Annotated in this window: 8 protein-coding genes; 4 read left to right on the top strand and 4 right to left on the bottom strand. The window is 72.8% G+C overall.

The window, feature by feature from the left end:
• Nucleotides 1–64: 64 nt before the first annotated feature.
• Genes J5X07_RS03425 through J5X07_RS03415 form a run of 3 tightly spaced genes read right to left on the bottom strand, consistent with a single transcriptional unit; the run spans nucleotide 65 to nucleotide 7,178 of the window.
• The gene (locus J5X07_RS03425; RefSeq protein ID WP_208478687.1) at nucleotides 65–4,267 is read right to left on the bottom strand and encodes a lipid II flippase MurJ; all 4,203 of its coding nucleotides are present in this window, start codon (nucleotides 4,265–4,267) and stop codon (nucleotides 65–67) included.
• Nucleotides 4,264–6,672 (bottom strand): DUF6049 family protein, encoded by a 2,409-nt coding sequence (locus J5X07_RS03420; RefSeq protein WP_208478686.1) that lies wholly within the window; start codon nucleotides 6,670–6,672, stop codon nucleotides 4,264–4,266. Before J5X07_RS03420 ends, J5X07_RS03425 begins: the two co-directional genes overlap by 4 nt.
• Nucleotides 6,669–7,178, bottom strand: coding sequence for an NUDIX hydrolase (locus J5X07_RS03415; RefSeq protein WP_124933161.1), 510 nt, complete (start codon nucleotides 7,176–7,178; stop codon nucleotides 6,669–6,671). The genes J5X07_RS03420 and J5X07_RS03415 overlap by 4 nt, the downstream gene beginning before the upstream one ends.
• Before the next feature lie 172 nt (nucleotides 7,179–7,350).
• Here J5X07_RS03415 and J5X07_RS03410 point away from each other — a divergent pair, with 172 nt between their 5' ends.
• From J5X07_RS03410 to J5X07_RS03400, 3 genes are all read left to right on the top strand, one after another.
• On the top strand, nucleotides 7,351–8,838 hold the full coding sequence (locus J5X07_RS03410) for a CCA tRNA nucleotidyltransferase (protein WP_124933162.1): 1,488 nt from the start codon (nucleotides 7,351–7,353) through the stop codon (nucleotides 8,836–8,838).
• Nucleotides 8,839–9,008: 170 nt separating this feature from the next.
• Nucleotides 9,009–10,190 carry a Gfo/Idh/MocA family protein gene (locus J5X07_RS03405; protein ID WP_208478685.1) on the top strand — a complete coding sequence of 394 codons (1,182 nt, stop codon included), beginning with the start codon at nucleotides 9,009–9,011 and terminating at the stop codon, nucleotides 10,188–10,190.
• 136 nt (nucleotides 10,191–10,326) lie between these two features.
• Entirely contained in the window at nucleotides 10,327–11,835 is a 1,509-nt protein-coding gene (locus tag J5X07_RS03400) for a glycoside hydrolase family 36 protein (RefSeq protein ID WP_208478684.1), read from the top strand.
• Nucleotides 11,836–11,964: 129 nt separating this feature from the next.
• Here the strand turns inward: J5X07_RS03400 and J5X07_RS03395 are convergent, their stop codons facing one another.
• A complete protein-coding gene (locus J5X07_RS03395; RefSeq protein WP_243896401.1) occupies nucleotides 11,965–13,524 on the bottom strand; it encodes a DUF4832 domain-containing protein in 1,560 nt (519 codons plus the stop codon).
• A 192-nt stretch (nucleotides 13,525–13,716) separates the two neighbouring features.
• On the opposite strand from J5X07_RS03395, the gene serC reads away from it, so the two are divergent.
• The gene (gene serC, locus J5X07_RS03390) at nucleotides 13,717–14,796 is read left to right on the top strand and encodes a 3-phosphoserine/phosphohydroxythreonine transaminase (protein WP_124933165.1); all 1,080 of its coding nucleotides are present in this window, start codon (nucleotides 13,717–13,719) and stop codon (nucleotides 14,794–14,796) included.

Genomic DNA, 14,796 nt, shown 5'->3' with positions numbered 1-14,796 from the left:
GGGGCTCGGCACGTATCACACAGTGCAACCACCGATTAAACAGCACTGTTCCCACCGGAAGGGCCTATTGGAGAGTGATCTCCGAGATAGTGGCCTTGTTGTCGCCATCTGAGGATCGGGGCATGTAGGTCACCCAGATGACGATGGACGAGGTCTCGGCGGGGGTGAGATCGAAGGAGGTCGTGCCCTGGGTGAACTCGCCCTCGGCCAGCACGGTGCCGCCCTGGGGGTCCTCCGGGGTGGTGGCCCGGATCTGCACATGCCCGCCCTGGCCGGTGCCCTGCATCTCGATGCGCGAGACCGTGGCGGGCTGCTCCAGGATGATCGCGACGCCCAGACCATTGCCCCCCAGGTCGGGATCGTTGTGGTACTGGGTGAACCACGGGCGGTCGGTGGCGCCATCGGTCAGGAGGTGGACCAGCTCGGGGTGGGCGCGGTTGCCACTGGGGTCGACCGCCTGGGTGCTGGCCACGGTGATGGGGGCCGCGGGCTCCTCCTGGGGCCCGGGCTGAGCGCTGTCACCGGTTCCGTTGACCGACTGGGATGCCGAGGGCACGGTCTCGGCCGCGGCCTGGTCGGGATCGGTGAAGCTCACACCCGCCAGGCGCAGGAGACTGGCCACTGCCATCCCCACACCGATGACCAGGGCCGCCACCATGACGATGATGACCCCAGTGGTGGTGCGGCTGACCGACCGGGTGACCTCGGGGTCGTCCTCCTCGTAGTCGTCGAAGTCGACCTCGAAGCTGCCGGTGAAGGGCTCGGCCGGCACTGGCGCCGTGGCCGGAGCGGTCTCGGAGACATTGGTCAGGACGCTGGGGATCGGGTTGATCGGACCGGTGACCTGGACGTACTCCTGCTCGCGGTCGGCGGAGCCCTCGATGGGCTCCGGTGCGGCCGCACCCTGGTGCTCCGTGCCCGGGAGCCCCGCGGACTGCAGCGCAGCGCCGCCCCCGTGCTCCTCCAGCGGCCCTGCGGCCGCGGAGGGCCCTGGGGCGGTGGTGGGCGCCTCGGAGGAGGAGGCGGCGCCCAGAATGGGCTTGCGCGCCGGGAGGTCCTGCCTGGCCGGCGGCGCGGTGGAGACCCCGGCTCCGGCCCCCGAGCGGCGCAGGCGGCCCAGGACCCCGCGGGCGGCGCTGGCCACAGCCGCAGCCCCTGTCGTCGTGGCGGGCGCCGCAGCGGGGCTCGGGGGGGTGGCGGGCGCCGCGGCGGGCCTCGGCTCGGCGGCATACCCCTTGACCGGGTCCCAGGTGCCCAGGGCCCGGGCCACCTCGGAGGCCGAGATCGGCGGCTGGCCGCTCCAGGTGCGCACGCACAGATCGTCCAGGATCGGGTCGATGCCCGACACGAGGGTCGAGGGGGTCACCGGCACCCCGCCCAGGCGGGGTGCCGAGGGGATGCCGGGGCGCTTGCCGGGCCAGCGCCCGGTCAGGCCGTAGTAGAGGATCTCGACCAGGGCGCGCGCATCGGCGCGGTCAGCGGCCAGCGGGTCGTTCCCGGCGATCCTGTTCTCCAGGTCCAGGGCCGCCGACTCGATGCCCAGTCCGCTGACCTTGACCTCACCGCCGGGCAGGACGCGGATGGACTCGGGCGAGAGGTTGAGGTGGTGCAGGCCCCGGCGCGCTCCCGCATCGAGTGCCTGAGCGGTCTCGCCGATGATGGCGCGCACCTGCGCCGGTGAGATGCCCCGGGAGACCAGGGCGCTGAAGGTGCGCCCCGTCAGCGGCTCGGTGACGATGATCGAGGGCTCATCGCGCTCGACGTCGTAGACCCGCTGGAGCCGCTCATCCTCGACCAGGACGGCGCGCGAGGCGGAGTCCAGCACATTGTCCCGGTGCACGGAGGCATCGGTGAGCACGAGGATGGTCACCTCGCGGTCAAGGATCGTATCGACGCCGCGGTGGCGCACGATCCGGGGCAGCGTGGTGGACAGTGTTCCCAGGAGCCCGTAACGGCCACTGCCGATAGGGGTCGCCTCAGACATGCGTCTCCTTCCCTGGGGGGTCTGTCCATGAATGATCGGTGGACCCATCGTAACCGCCTGTGGGCTTTGCACAGGCTTGATGTGACCGGATTGGGAGGAAACCATGAATGATTCCCCGGACTCCGGCATGCCGGGCGGTGGTGGGGGCGGTGGGATTGCGGCCGAACCGTGAGGCTGCGCCGGTGGAGCCGCCCTGCGGGTGTTCGCGGGGGGCGCAGGGGGAGGCGGCACCATGGCCGCCCGCTGCGCCCCATGGGCCGGGGTCGGCGGGGTCGTGGGGGCCGGCGGTGGCTGCGGGGCCGGGTGCACCGCGGTCGGTGGGACTGCTGCGTGCCGGGCCGCCGGCCGCATCCGGGGCGGCAGGGCGGGGGGCAGTGACGGCTGGGCGGGTGCCTGGGCGGAGGGGTGGGGGCTCACCGGGCCGGAGGGGTGTGGGCCGGCCGGGCCGGGCGCGCTGGCGGGCGCGGCATCGGCCTGGGGCGGTGGCGGGGGCAGTCGCGCCGGCGGGGGCGGTGGGGACATCCAGGCCGCCAGGGACAGCAGGGAGCGCCCCAGCGGTCCCGGCAGGAGGCGGCCGAGCTTGCCCACGATCCGCGAGACCGGGCGGAAGGCCACCACGATCTCCTCAACATGGACCACGCGCCCCATGACCAGGTAGATGAGGGACATGAGCGTGGCCACGACCAGCACCTGCACCAGGGCCCCCAGGAGCCGCGCGAGGCTGGCCTCGGCGTCGACCGGCCCCATGAGGGCCAGCAGGATGAGGCCGACGATGACCGCCGGGGCGACCGCGATCACCAGGCGCACATGGGTGGCCGTCACCCGGCGCCCATCCAGGCTCGGCAGGTGGCGGCGGATCAGCGGCACGACGACGACGCAGGCGGCCACCTGGCTCAGGGTGTTGGCCAGGGCCGCCCAGGCCATCCAGTGGTTGGCGGGCGCCGCCAGGTAGGCCAGGCCGCAGATGAGCATGGGCAGGACGCCGGCGACGGTATCGGCGATGAGCAGCCGCTTGGTGTCCTCATAGGCCAGCATGACGCGCTGGGCGGTGAACCAGAAGCCCTGGGGCACGATCCCCAGGGCCAGGAAGACCAGCACCGGGGCGCTGGCCTGGGCCTCGGCCAGGGAGATGGAGGGGGTGAAGACCTGCAGGGCGGGCACCGCCAGGACGCAGATCCCGGCCGTGGCCAGGATGGTGAAGACCCCTGCCGAGCGCAGGCCCAGGGACAGGTCGTCGCGCACCCCCTGGCGGTCGCCCGCCGAGGCCTTCTCGCTCATGCGGGTGAACAGGGCGGTGATGATCGAGGTGACCACCAGTGACTGGGGCAGGATGTAGACCAGGTAGGCGTTGGACCACATCGTCGTCGAGGGCACGATGACATCGGCGTACTCGGGGAGCTCGGAGGCGGTCACCGCGGCCGAGCCCAGGTTGGAGGTCGCCCATGTGCTCAGCGAGACGATGACCACGCCCAGGAGGGCCCACATGGCCACCTTCGAGCTCTGCCCCAGTCCCAGGCCCCGGATGCCGAACACGATCCTGGGGCGGAAGCCGGAGCGGACCAGGGGGATGTAGAGGATGAGGGCCTGGGCGACGATCCCCAGGGTCGTCATGGCCCCGATGAGGGTGATGCGGCCCGCGTCCCAGACCTCGGGCCCCTGCCCCTCGGTGTAGGAGCCGTAGATGCGGAGATAGGCCAGGATCGAGGCGATGGAGATGATGTTGTTGAGCACCGGCGACCACATGTAGGGGCCGAAGCTGGAGCGGGCGTTGAGCACCTGGCCCCACAGGGCGTACAGGCCGTAGAAGAAGATCTGCGGCATGAACCAGAAGGCGAAGGCGAAGGCCAGGCCCTGCCAGCGCCCCGAGGCCAGTGAGGAGGCGTTGATGAAGAAGATGAGCGGGGCCGCCGCGGTCATGATGCAGGTCAGCAGCAGCATGACCGTGGCGGCCGCGGTCAGCAGCCGGTTGACCAGCTCCTCGCCGTTGCGCTTGCGCAGGGCGCGCACGATCTGCGGCACCAGGATGGCGTTGAGGACGCCGCCGATCATCATGTTGTAGAGATTGGTGGGCAGGTTGTTGGCCGTGTTGAAGGCGTCCGCGGCGCCCGAGCCCGTGGCCCCCAGGGCCACCACCATGAGGGCGTTGCGCACCAGGCCCAGAATGCGCGAGACCAGTGTCCCCGAGGCCATGATCGCCGAGGACCGCGCCAGGGAGGCCTGGCTGCGGTTGGCGCTCGGTGAGAGCAGCGAGCGCCGGGGGCGGGCGTGGCGGGGTGTGGTCATGCGGGCTCCTGTGCGGCAGGGGGCAGGGCAGTGCGCCGGCCGCGGCGCACAGTGCGCACGACGCCGACCACGAGGATGAGCACCAGGGCGATCCCGATGATCGCGGTGCCCACGGATTCCCAGTCCGCGCGCACCTGCAGGTGCACGGTGGAGGGCGCGCCGACGGGCGTGCCGTCGGCCGCCAGGACTTGGACAGTCAGGTTGACCTCCCCCGAGCCCACGGCGGTCACCGGCATCTTGGCCGTGGCCTCGCTGCCGGCGGGAACCTCGACGACGGTGGTGCTGGGTATCTGGAGGCGCTGGCTGTCGGAGATGAGGCGCACCTGGACAGTCGCATCCTGGTCCAGGGAGGAGGTGATCCTCACGGGCAGGACGGCCTCGGAGTTGATGATGTTGATCGTCGAGGAGGGCGCCGCGCTCAGCGAGGAGGTGACCGTCTCGCCCGCGGCCAGCGCCCGGTCGATGTGGGTGCTGCGCGCCTGGGGCGCCGCGCGCCACGAGGCCGAGGAGATGACGGACTCCACGTCGTCGGATCGGCCCAGGGCCGCGGCGGGATGGGAGAGCACCGAGGCGATCGAGTCCAGGCGCCTGCCCGCCTGGCGGGCCTGCATGACGGTGCTGCGCGACGCCTCGCCCTGGTCGATGACCTCCTCCTCAGGGGGCGCCAGGCGCTCGACCACGGCCTCCTCGCCGCCATCCCGCCGTGCGCGGTCCATGAGGCCGGCGACGTCGCCCAGGCTGCGGGTGGAGGTCCAGGGGGTGTCGCGCAGCGCGTTCAGCCGTGCCTCGACCGTCTCGGCGTCCAGGGCGGCGCCGGCCTGGCGGTCCAGGGTGACGACGAGGCTGCGGGCCAGCACCGGGGCCTGGCGGGTGATGATCGCGGTCTGCCCGCGCAGCAGCTGGCGGGCATCCAGATCGCTGAGCTCCTGGGCCTCAGGCGAGGCCAGATCCTCGGGCAGGCGCCCTGAGGCCGCCAGGGACAGTCCCTCATCGGGCAGGATGATGGTGCGGTCCCCGATACTGGCAACGCCCGAGGGCGTGTAGGTCAGATCCTCGGCGGCGGGCATGGAGCCCGGCGGGGCGATCACCGTGGTGGTCGACTCCGGAAGCGCCTCCAGGGTGGCGGCGTCCAGCTGCGAGGAGGCCGCCCAGGACACCGTGGTCCGGGCGCCCGCCCCGGCCAGCGTGGAGGACTGGGCGCGCTCATGGGCCGAGGACACCAGGGCGGTGCCACCGGTGTGCGCCATCGCCGCCACATCGACATCGTCCCAGGGCAGGGCGATGACCTCGCCGTTGGCGATGGCCCGGGTCAGGGCCGCGGTCAGCTCGGCGATCTCATCGGCCGACTGCCCACCCTGCCCCGGGTCCTCCTGCCCCGAGGCGGTGGGTGACGGCCCGGGCGCCGGGGAGGCGGTGGAGGCCGGATCCGGCGCGCCTCCCGTGGGCCCGGCGCCCGCCTCAGCGCCGCCGCCCTCGGGCGGCGGGGAGGGGGCCGGGGGGCTGGCCGTGGGCGATACCGGCGCAGTGCCGCTGAGGGTGCCCTGGAAAGAGCTCGCATCGATCCCCAGGGCCTGTGTCAGTGCCGGATCGACAGCCAGGACGACGCCGCTGTCGGCCAGTTCGAGCAGACTGGTGACGCGCTGCCGGATGGTGTGGATGCTGACACCGGTCTCGGATCCCTGGGCCTCGGGCAGGGTCAGCACCGCGAGCTCCTCGGGGGAGGCCGTCACCGGCACCACCGTGGTGATGGCGGCGGGCTCCACCGAGGCGCCGCTGTCCCAGACGAGGATGCTGCGGTCCTGCGCGATCGTGGCGCCGCCGCCGTTCAGCGCCACCTGGATGCCCCGCGGCCCCCACTGATCGGGCTCGGACAGGGGCAGCTCCTCGGTGCTCAGCGTCACCGAGAAGGCCGCCCTCTGGCCGGGGGCGATCTCCTGGTCCAGAGGCGTCTCAACCGCCTGGGACAGGGAGGTGTCCCGCTCCTCGGCGAGCCATAGGGACAGGGCGCTGGTGGTGATCTCCGTGCGCTCCTGGACCTGGGTGGCCAGGGACAGGCCCGAGATCGGGTCATCGGTCCCGTTGATGATGGTGCCGCTCACGGACAGCTCGCTGCCGCTTCGCAGCACCTCGGGGGACAGCGCCTCCAGGCTCAGGGTCACCTGGCCGGCCACGGGCTCGGCCTGGGCCCCTGCCGGCTCCGGGCGGTCCCGGGTACTGGTGGCGGCGGGCTCACCGGCCGGGCGCATCTGCGTGCCGGTGGGCTCGGCGCCCCTGACGCCCGGGGCGGCATCGCGGGGCAGCGCCGCGAAGGCCAGGACGAGGCTGAGCACCCCCAGAAGGGCGGCCAGCCTGGCCATGGCCCGCATGGGCACCGCTCTGCGGGGGCGGTGGCTGAGCAGCCTCATTCATCCCCCACCAGGATCTTGCGGGCCGCTGCCACGATGCGGCGCTCATTGGGGTAGGCCAGGCGGCGCGCAACATCGTCCAGGGCCACCCAGGCCACATCCTCGGCCTCGTGGTCGGGGTCGTTGTCGGTGGTCAGGTCGCCTCCCATGGCCTCCAGCAGGAAGTGGTGGACGACCTTGTGGACGCGGTGCTCATCACCGGCGAACCAGTAGTCGATGGTGGCCAGGTGGCGCAGCACGCGACTGGTGATCCCCGTCTCCTCGGCGATCTCGCGGACCGCTGCCTCCTGCGGCGTCTCGCGTCCCTCCAGGTGCCCCTTGGGCAGGCACCACTCCAGGCGGCCGCCCCGGTTCCTGCGGGCGATGACGGCGGCGAAGGCCTGCCCGTTCTGAACATCGACGACCAGGCCGCCCGCGCTGGTCTCATCGACCACGGGCAGGCTGCGTGCACTCGTGCGACCGGCCGGGTCGGCCGTGTGGGTCGTGCGAGTGCGATGAGTCGGCATGGGGACACTGTAGGTGCTCCGGGGCCCGGGATGCTGGTGTGCCCCGTGTGCGTCTCGGCATGGAGGGCCCGTGGGCTCGGGGCCGCATGAGCGGGTGGTGGGGAGTCCCCGGGGAGTGCCTGGGGAGTGGAGCGCCAGCGGCGGGGCGACCCGTCATGGCAGGCTTGGCCCGATGACTCCACGCCCGAACCCGACATCCCTGCCCCAGGAGCCCGTCGACGCCGGGGGCCTGACGCCCACGGCCCGCGCCGCGCTCGCGGACCTGCCCGTGTCCCTGGCGGCCCTGGCCCACGCCTTCACGCGCGCGGGTCACGAGATCGCCCTGGTGGGCGGCCCGGTCCGCGACGCCTTCCTCGGCCTGGCCCCCCACGACCTGGACCTGACCACCTCGGCCCACCCCCAGGACAGCGAGGCGATCCTGCGGCAGTGGGGGGAGGCCTGCTGGGATGTGGGCAGGGACTTCGGAACCATCGGGGCGCGCAAGGGCGAGGTGGTGGTCGAGGTGACCACCTACCGCACCGAGTCCTACCAGGCGGGCTCCCGCAAGCCGGCCGTGGAGTACGGCAGGACCCTGGAGGGCGACCTCACCCGGCGCGACTTCACCGTCAATGCCATGGCGCTGCGCCTGCCCGACCTGGAGCTCGTCGACCCCCACGGGGGGCTGGCCGACCTGCGCGCCGGTGTCCTGCGCACCCCCGTGGCCGCCACCCAGTCCTTCGACGACGACCCCCTGCGGATCATGCGGGCCGCGCGCTTCGCCGCCCAGCTCGGCTTCGATGTCGAGATGGAGGTCATGGATGCGATGGAGGAGATGGCCTCCCGCCTGGAGATCGTCTCGGCCGAGCGGGTGCGTGCCGAGCTGGAGCGGCTGCTCATCTCGCCCTGGCCGCGCCGGGGCCTGGAGCTCATGGTGCACACGGGCGTGGCCGACGTCGTCCTGCCCGAGCTGTCGGCCCTGCGCGAGACCGTGGATGAGCACCGCCGCCACAAGGACGTCTACGAGCACACCCTGACCGTCCTGGATCAGGCCATGGACCTGGAGACCGGTGCGGATGGCCCCGTTCCCGGCCCCGACCTGGTGCTGCGCCTGGCCGCGATCCTCCACGACATCGGCAAGCCCGCCACCCGGCGCTTCCTGCCCGATGGCACCGTGACCTTCCACGGCCACGACCACGTGGGGGCCCGCATGAGCGCCAAGCGCCTGCGCGCCCTGCGCTTCGACAAGCAGACCATCAAGGACGTCTCGCGCCTGGTCGAGCTGCACCTGCGCTTCCACGGCTACGCCGACTCCGGCTGGTCGGACTCCGCGGTGCGCCGCTACGTCACCGATGCCGGACCGCTGCTGGAGCGCCTCCACCGCCTGACCCGGGCCGATGTCACCACCCGCAACCGGCGCAAGGCCCGGATGCTCGATGCGGCCTATGACGACCTGGAGGAGCGCATCGCCGCCCTGCGCGAGGCCGAGGAGCTGGCCGCGATCCGCCCCGACCTGGACGGGGGCCAGATCATGGCCGAGCTGGGCCTGAAGCCCGGGCCGGCGGTGGGCCAGGCCTACCGCTTCCTGCTGGACCTGCGCATGGAGCGCGGGCCCCTGGGGCAGGAGGCGGCCCGCGAGGCGCTCCACTCCTGGTGGGCGGCGCGCCAGGACCACCAGGACTGACCCGGCTCCGGCGCACTTCTCCCCCTTCAGACGCACTATGGCAGGGCAAGAGCGGGCCAACCTGCGTCCAGAGGGGCAGATCCGCGTCCGGAGGGGGCGATCCGCGCCGCGTCCGCCGGCCGGGCCCCGGGGAGTGGGGGACGGGCCGGCGGGCTAGTAGGTTGAGGGGCATGGATCCGTTGCGCATCGGCGTTGTCGGCATCGGGGCGCGCAGCCCCCTGGCGGCGCTGGCCGACTCCTCCTCGGTGCCCGCCCGGCTGGTGGCGGCCGCCGACACGGCCCCCGACGCCGTCGCGCGGGCCGAGCGCCTCCTGCCCCCGGGCGTGGAGGTGGTCCCCGATCACCGCCGGCTGCTGGACCGTGGCCTGGACGGCGTGGTGCTGACCACGCCGGACGACACGCACGAGGAGCTGGCCATCGACTTCCTCCGGGCCGGGGTCCCCGTCTACCTGGAGAAGCCCCTGGCCATCACCCTGGAGGGCGCCGACCGGGTGCTGGCCGCCGCGCGGCGCACGGGCACCCGCCTGTACGTGGGGCACAACATGCGCCACATGGCGGTGGTGCGCCTGCTCAAGGAGGTGGTCGACCGCGGCGAGATCGGCGAGGTCAAGGCCATCTGGTGCCGGCACTTCGTGGGTAACGGCGGGGACTACTACTTCCGGGACTGGCACGCCGAGCGCTCCCGGGTCACGGGCCTGCTGCTCCAGAAGGCCGCCCACGACATCGACGTCATGCACTGGATCGCCGGCTCGGCCACCGCCCGCGTGGTGGGGATGGGCGATCTCATGGTCTACGCCTCCCGGCCCCGCCGCGAGCCCGGGACGAGTGCGGGCATGATGATGAGGGACTGGCTCAGCCACAACCACTGGCCCGCCGATGAGGTCACCGGCCTCAACCCCGTCATCGACGTCGAGGACCTGTCCATGGTCATGATGCGGATGCGCAACGGGGTGATGGCCTCCTACCAGCAGTGCCACTTCACCCCGGACTACTGGCGCAGCTACACGGTCATCGGCACGCGCGGGCGGGCCGAGAACCTCGGCGACGGCGATGGCGGGGTGGTGCGCGTGTGGACGCGGCGCACCGGGTACGCCGAGCGCGGCAGCGCCGAGTACCCCATCATCGAGGAGGGGGCCGGGCATGAGGGCGCTGACCGGCGGACCATGGATGAGTTCCTGCGCTTCGCGCGCGAGGGCGGGGCCACTGAGACCTCGCCCGTGGCGGCCCGCGAGGCGGTTGCGGCCGGGGCCCTGGCCACCGCCTCGCTGCGCTCCGGCTCCCTGCCCCGGGACGTGCCCGAGCTCGATCCGGGCCTGGCCGCCTACTTCGCCCGGGGGCAGGTGGAGGCCTGAGCGGCCCGTGCGGCGGCCCGTCCCCACGCCCGACCAGTCGACCCGGCCCGCCGGCGCGGCCCGGGTGGGAGCCTTGTGGGAGGGTGGGGGCAGGGGCGGGCAGGCCCGCCTGAGGCGGAGGGAATGGAGAGCACCCGTGATTCACCGGATCGAGCTCGGTGGCCGGAGCATCGCCCTGGCCACCGACGGCGTCGTGACCTGTCCTGAGGCCGGCTCCGCAGCGGTGCCGCAGGTGCGGGTCGAGGCCGCGCACCTCAGCGTCCTTCACGACATGCGTGACGGCGAGGTCTACCGCACCGGCCAGAACTCCTGGTCGCCCTCGGGCTGGCGGTGCCTGGACGAGGCGCCGATGCGGATCGAGAACGACCGGCGCCGTCGCACTGCCGACGACGACGCCTGGGACGACCCGGTGCGGCACCACTCCTCCTGGCTGGCGGTGGTGGAGGACGAGGCCGGCGCCCTCCTCGTGGGCTGCCTGACGGGGGGCACGCCGCGGCTGCGCGTGGACCGGGCGGCCCTGGAGGCCCTCACCGAGACCGGCCGGCCCGCCCAGTGGGTCATCCTGGCGGGCCCGGCCGCCACCGTCCTGCGCGCCTACGCCCGCGAGCTCGCCCGGAGCCTGGGACGCAGGCCGATCCAAGCGCAGAGCGTGTGGTGCTCCTGGTACTCCTACTACGAGGGCATCTCCCAGGAGGCCCTCGATGAGGAGATCCCGCAGGTCGCCGCCCTGGGCTTCGAGACCCTGCAGATCGATGACGGCTGGCAGGCCGCCGTCGGGGACTGGCGGGCCAACGACCGCTTCAGCCGCGGCATGGCGCATGCCGCCCAGCGCATCCGCCGGGCCGGCATGCGCCCGGGCCTGTGGGTGGCGCCCTTCATCGCCCTGCCCGGCTCGCGGCTGCTGGCCGAGCATCCCGAGGCCTTCGTCCACGAGGCCGATGGGCGCCCGGCCGTGGCCGGCTCCAACTGGGGCAGCGACTACCACGCCCTGGATCTGACCCACCCCGCGGCTCAGGACCATGTGCGCCGGACCATCGAGCGCATCGTTGAGGACTGGGGCTTCACCTACCTCAAGCTCGACTTCATCAACGCCGCTGCCATCCCCGGGGTGCGCCACGAGCAGGCCGACCGGGAGGAGGCCTACCGCGCGGGCCTGCGCCTCGTGCGCGAGGCCGCCGGCGACGAGGCCTTCCTCCTGGGCTCAGGCGCCCCGCTCATGCCCTCCCTGGGCATCCTCGACGCCGTGCGCGTGGGACCCGACGTGGCCCCCATGTGGGAGAACTACGCCACCGACGACCTGTCCGACGCCAAGGCCCGCAACGCCCTGCACGCGGGCATCAACCGCCTGTGGCTCGGCGAGGTCATCGGCGTGGACCCCGACGTCGTCTTCTTCCGGCACCGCCGCAACCTGCTGGACGACACCCAGATGCAGTGGCTGCGCGACGTGGCCGAGGCCAGCCGGTACCGCTGCCTGTCCGACCGCAGCGCCTGGCTCGATGAGCAGGAGCGGGACGCGGTCCGCCAGTGGCTGGCCCGAGAGCCGGAGGAGCTGGAGATCCTGGGGCGCTACCGCTTCCGGCTGGGCGGGCGCATCGTCGACCTGACCCGGGCCATCGAGGGCGGCGCCTCCCCTTATCCGCTGTGAGGGTGCGGCCGGTGGGGCCCTGAGGCTCCGGTGTCGAGGGGCGGGTGGGGCGCCGGCCGTCTCGGGGAGGCGCGCCTCCGCCGGCCCCGCCCGCACCGACGGCGCTGACGGCCTCCCCGAGGAGGGGGCCTAATCCTCCTGGGGCCCGGCAGTCCCCAGGGTCAGATAGCCCTCCCAGGTGGTGTCCTGCCCGGCGCTGGCGAAGCGCAGCGGGGCCCCGCCCTCCATGGGATTGACCGCCCGCAGCAGCACGGTGGTGGCGCCCGGGCCCGACACCTCCCCGGAGAAGGCCACCTCCGTGCCGGGCAGCACCGCGCGCAGATCGCCGTCCAGGGTGCTGCGACCCACCTCCTGGCCGGCGTCATCGAGGGCGATGACCTCCAGGTCCCAGTCGTAGTAGAAGGGCGCCACCCCGTGATTGGTCAGCTCGACCTCGACCCGCTCCCCATCCATCCGCCAGCGCGTGACGGCCAGCTCGTAGCCTGTGGCACTGCTGGCCTCCAGCACCCTGTCGCGCTGGGCGGAGTCCAGCGGGGCGGTGAAGGCCCAGTTGTTGATCAGCCAGCTGGCGTGCGTGGCCCGGATCGATCCGGGGACGTCGTAGTTGCGCCCACTGCTCATGTCCCGCGCGGCCTGCGGGCAGTCGGAGGGGGTGAGCAGAACGCAGTCCTGGATCTCGGGGTAGACCTCCCCGCCGATGGGCTGGGTCTGCCACACCGCGGTGGCACCGGCCCGCTTCATCAGCGACATGAAGTGCCAGTCCGCATTGTCCAGGGTCGCGTAGCCGAAGGAGTCGTCGTGGTAGCCCACCGCGTGCTCGGCCGAGGCCGGGGTCGGGTAGCGCGTCAGGGTGGGGGTGGTGTCGAAGGCCTCGTCCCAGGCCGCCACGAGGGCCTCCTGATTCGCCTCGGTGGCCATCCAGTCCTCGCCCGAGGGGTTGGCGGGCGAGCGCGTCCCGTTCATCGGCCAGGTGTGCCCCTCGCCCCAGAAGCCCACCAGGCCCTGGGTGATGAAGCCCAGGCGGGGGTCGCCGTCGTACTCCTGGCCGAAGGCGCTGATGAAGGAGGTGAGCATCTCCATCATGTCCGGGTCGTTGTAGTCCGGTGAGACCGAGGCGCCGTCATTGCCGTTGACCGTGTAGGAGCGCGTGCGCACCGTGCCGTTGTCGGCGAGGTAGTCGGGCAGGGCGCTGGGGCGCCCGGGGTAGTCGACGTAGAAGCGCAGCACCGTCTGGTGGCCCCGTGAGGAGATGGCCTCCAGCCGGTCCTCCACGGCCCGCCAGTCATAGGCGCCGGGGCCGGTGACCACCTCGTTGAGCGGGATGTAGACCCACTCCATCGTGTGGGGCGGTGCGGACTCCGCCAGCTGCGGCGCCTCAGCGGGATCGGCCGGGGCGAAGGGCATCATCCCCTTGAGCGGGTTGGAGGCGGGTGAGGGCCCCGCGCCCACCTCGATCCACGACTCCCGGGGCAGGCAGGCGCGCAGGCCCGCGGCGAAGCAGATGACGGCGGTGATGGTCATGATGGCCACGACGATACGCGGCCCGGTCCACGGGCCGCGCCGGCCCTGATGCGCACGGGCGCCCGGGGCCTGCGGGTCGCCCTGACGGGGGCTGGAGGCGCTGGAACTGGTGGAGTCCCCGGAATCCTGGGATCCCGCGGCGGGGGTGCCGTCGTTCCGTGATTTCATGGGGCCCGCTTCGGTCGGGTCTACTGACACATGGCAGCCTAGCGATTCGGGGCTGCCCGGGTCACATTCTCATCACGGCCCCGGCCTCCACGGCTCGGCCCCAGTGCGGTCGCGGTGCGGCACCGCAGCCCTGGGCGCCTCACCAGGTGGGACCGAATTGCCGCACCGCGCCGGGGCGGCGAAGATGGCGGGGTGCGCGTCTACAACTTCTCCGCCGGTCCCGCCCAGCTGCCCCTGCCCGTCCTGGAGCGTGCCTCCGCCGAGCTCACCGACTGGGCGGGCTCGGGCATGTCCGTCCTGGAGGTCTCCCACCGCGGGAAGGACTTCGTGGCCTGCGCCGCCGACGCCGAGGCGGCCCTGCGCCGCATCATGGGCATCCCCGAGGGCTACCGGGTGCTCTTCCTCCAGGGAGGGGCCTCCGCCCAGTTCGCCGCCATCCCCATGAACCTCACCGCCGAGGGGGACACGGCCGCCTACCTCAACACCGGCCAGTGGTCCGCCAAGGCCATCAAGGAGGCGCGCAACCAGGGGCTCGACGTCGTCGTGGCCGCAGACGAGTCCGCCTCCTCCTACACCACCACCCCCGCCCCCGGCTCCTACGAGGTCCCCGCCTCCGCGCGCTACCTGCACTACACCCCCAACGAGACCATCGGCGGGGTGGAGTTCCCCGGGATCCCCGACGTCGAGGCCCCCCTCGTCGCCGACTTCTCCTCCACGATCCTGTCCCGGCCCCTGGACGTGAGCCGCTTCGGCCTCATCTACGCCGGCGCCCAGAAGAACATGGGGCCCTCCGGCCTGGCCGTCGTCATCGTGCGCGAGGACCTCCTGGGCCGCGCCCGCCCCACCACCCCCGGTGTGCTGGACTACACCCGGATGGCCGCCGCGGACTCCATGCTCAACACCCCGCCCACCTTCGCCATCTACCTGCTGGGCCTCATCGCCCACTGGATCGAGGACGGCGGCGGCCTGGCCGCCATGGGCGAGCGCAATCTCGCCAAGGCCGGCCTCCTGTACAGCGCCATCGACGACTCCGACCTCTACACCAACCCCGTCGAGGAGCGCTCGCGGTCCTGGATGAACATCCCCTTCACCCTGGCCGACCCAGCCCTGGACGCCGAGTTCCTCGCCGGGGCCCAGGACGCCGGCCTGACCAATCTCAAGGGGCACCGCTCCGTGGGCGGCATGCGGGCCTCCATCTACAACGCCATGCCCATCGAGGGCGTGCGAGCCCTCATCGACTACATGACCGACTTCGAGAGGACCAGGGCCTGA

This window comes from Actinomyces bowdenii, assembly GCF_017592395.1.
GTDB lineage: Bacteria > Actinomycetota > Actinomycetes > Actinomycetales > Actinomycetaceae > Actinomyces > Actinomyces bowdenii.
Note: the sequence above shows the minus strand (reverse complement) of the source record. Positions and strands in the feature narration are given on the sequence as shown.

Bases quoted from the DNA above. Each gene is read 5' to 3' on its own strand.
- J5X07_RS03425 (WP_208478687.1), bottom strand. From the start codon at position 4,267: ATGACCACACCCCGCCACGCCCGCCCCCGGCGCTCGCTGCTCTCACCG.
- J5X07_RS03420 (WP_208478686.1), bottom strand. From the start codon at position 6,672: ATGAGGCTGCTCAGCCACCGCCCCCGCAGAGCGGTGCCCATGCGGGCC.
- J5X07_RS03415 (WP_124933161.1), bottom strand. From the start codon at position 7,178: ATGCCGACTCATCGCACTCGCACGACCCACACGGCCGACCCGGCCGGT.
- J5X07_RS03410 (WP_124933162.1), top strand. From the start codon at position 7,351: ATGACTCCACGCCCGAACCCGACATCCCTGCCCCAGGAGCCCGTCGAC.
- J5X07_RS03405 (WP_208478685.1), top strand. From the start codon at position 9,009: ATGGATCCGTTGCGCATCGGCGTTGTCGGCATCGGGGCGCGCAGCCCC.
- J5X07_RS03395 (WP_243896401.1), bottom strand. From the start codon at position 13,524: ATGAAATCACGGAACGACGGCACCCCCGCCGCGGGATCCCAGGATTCC.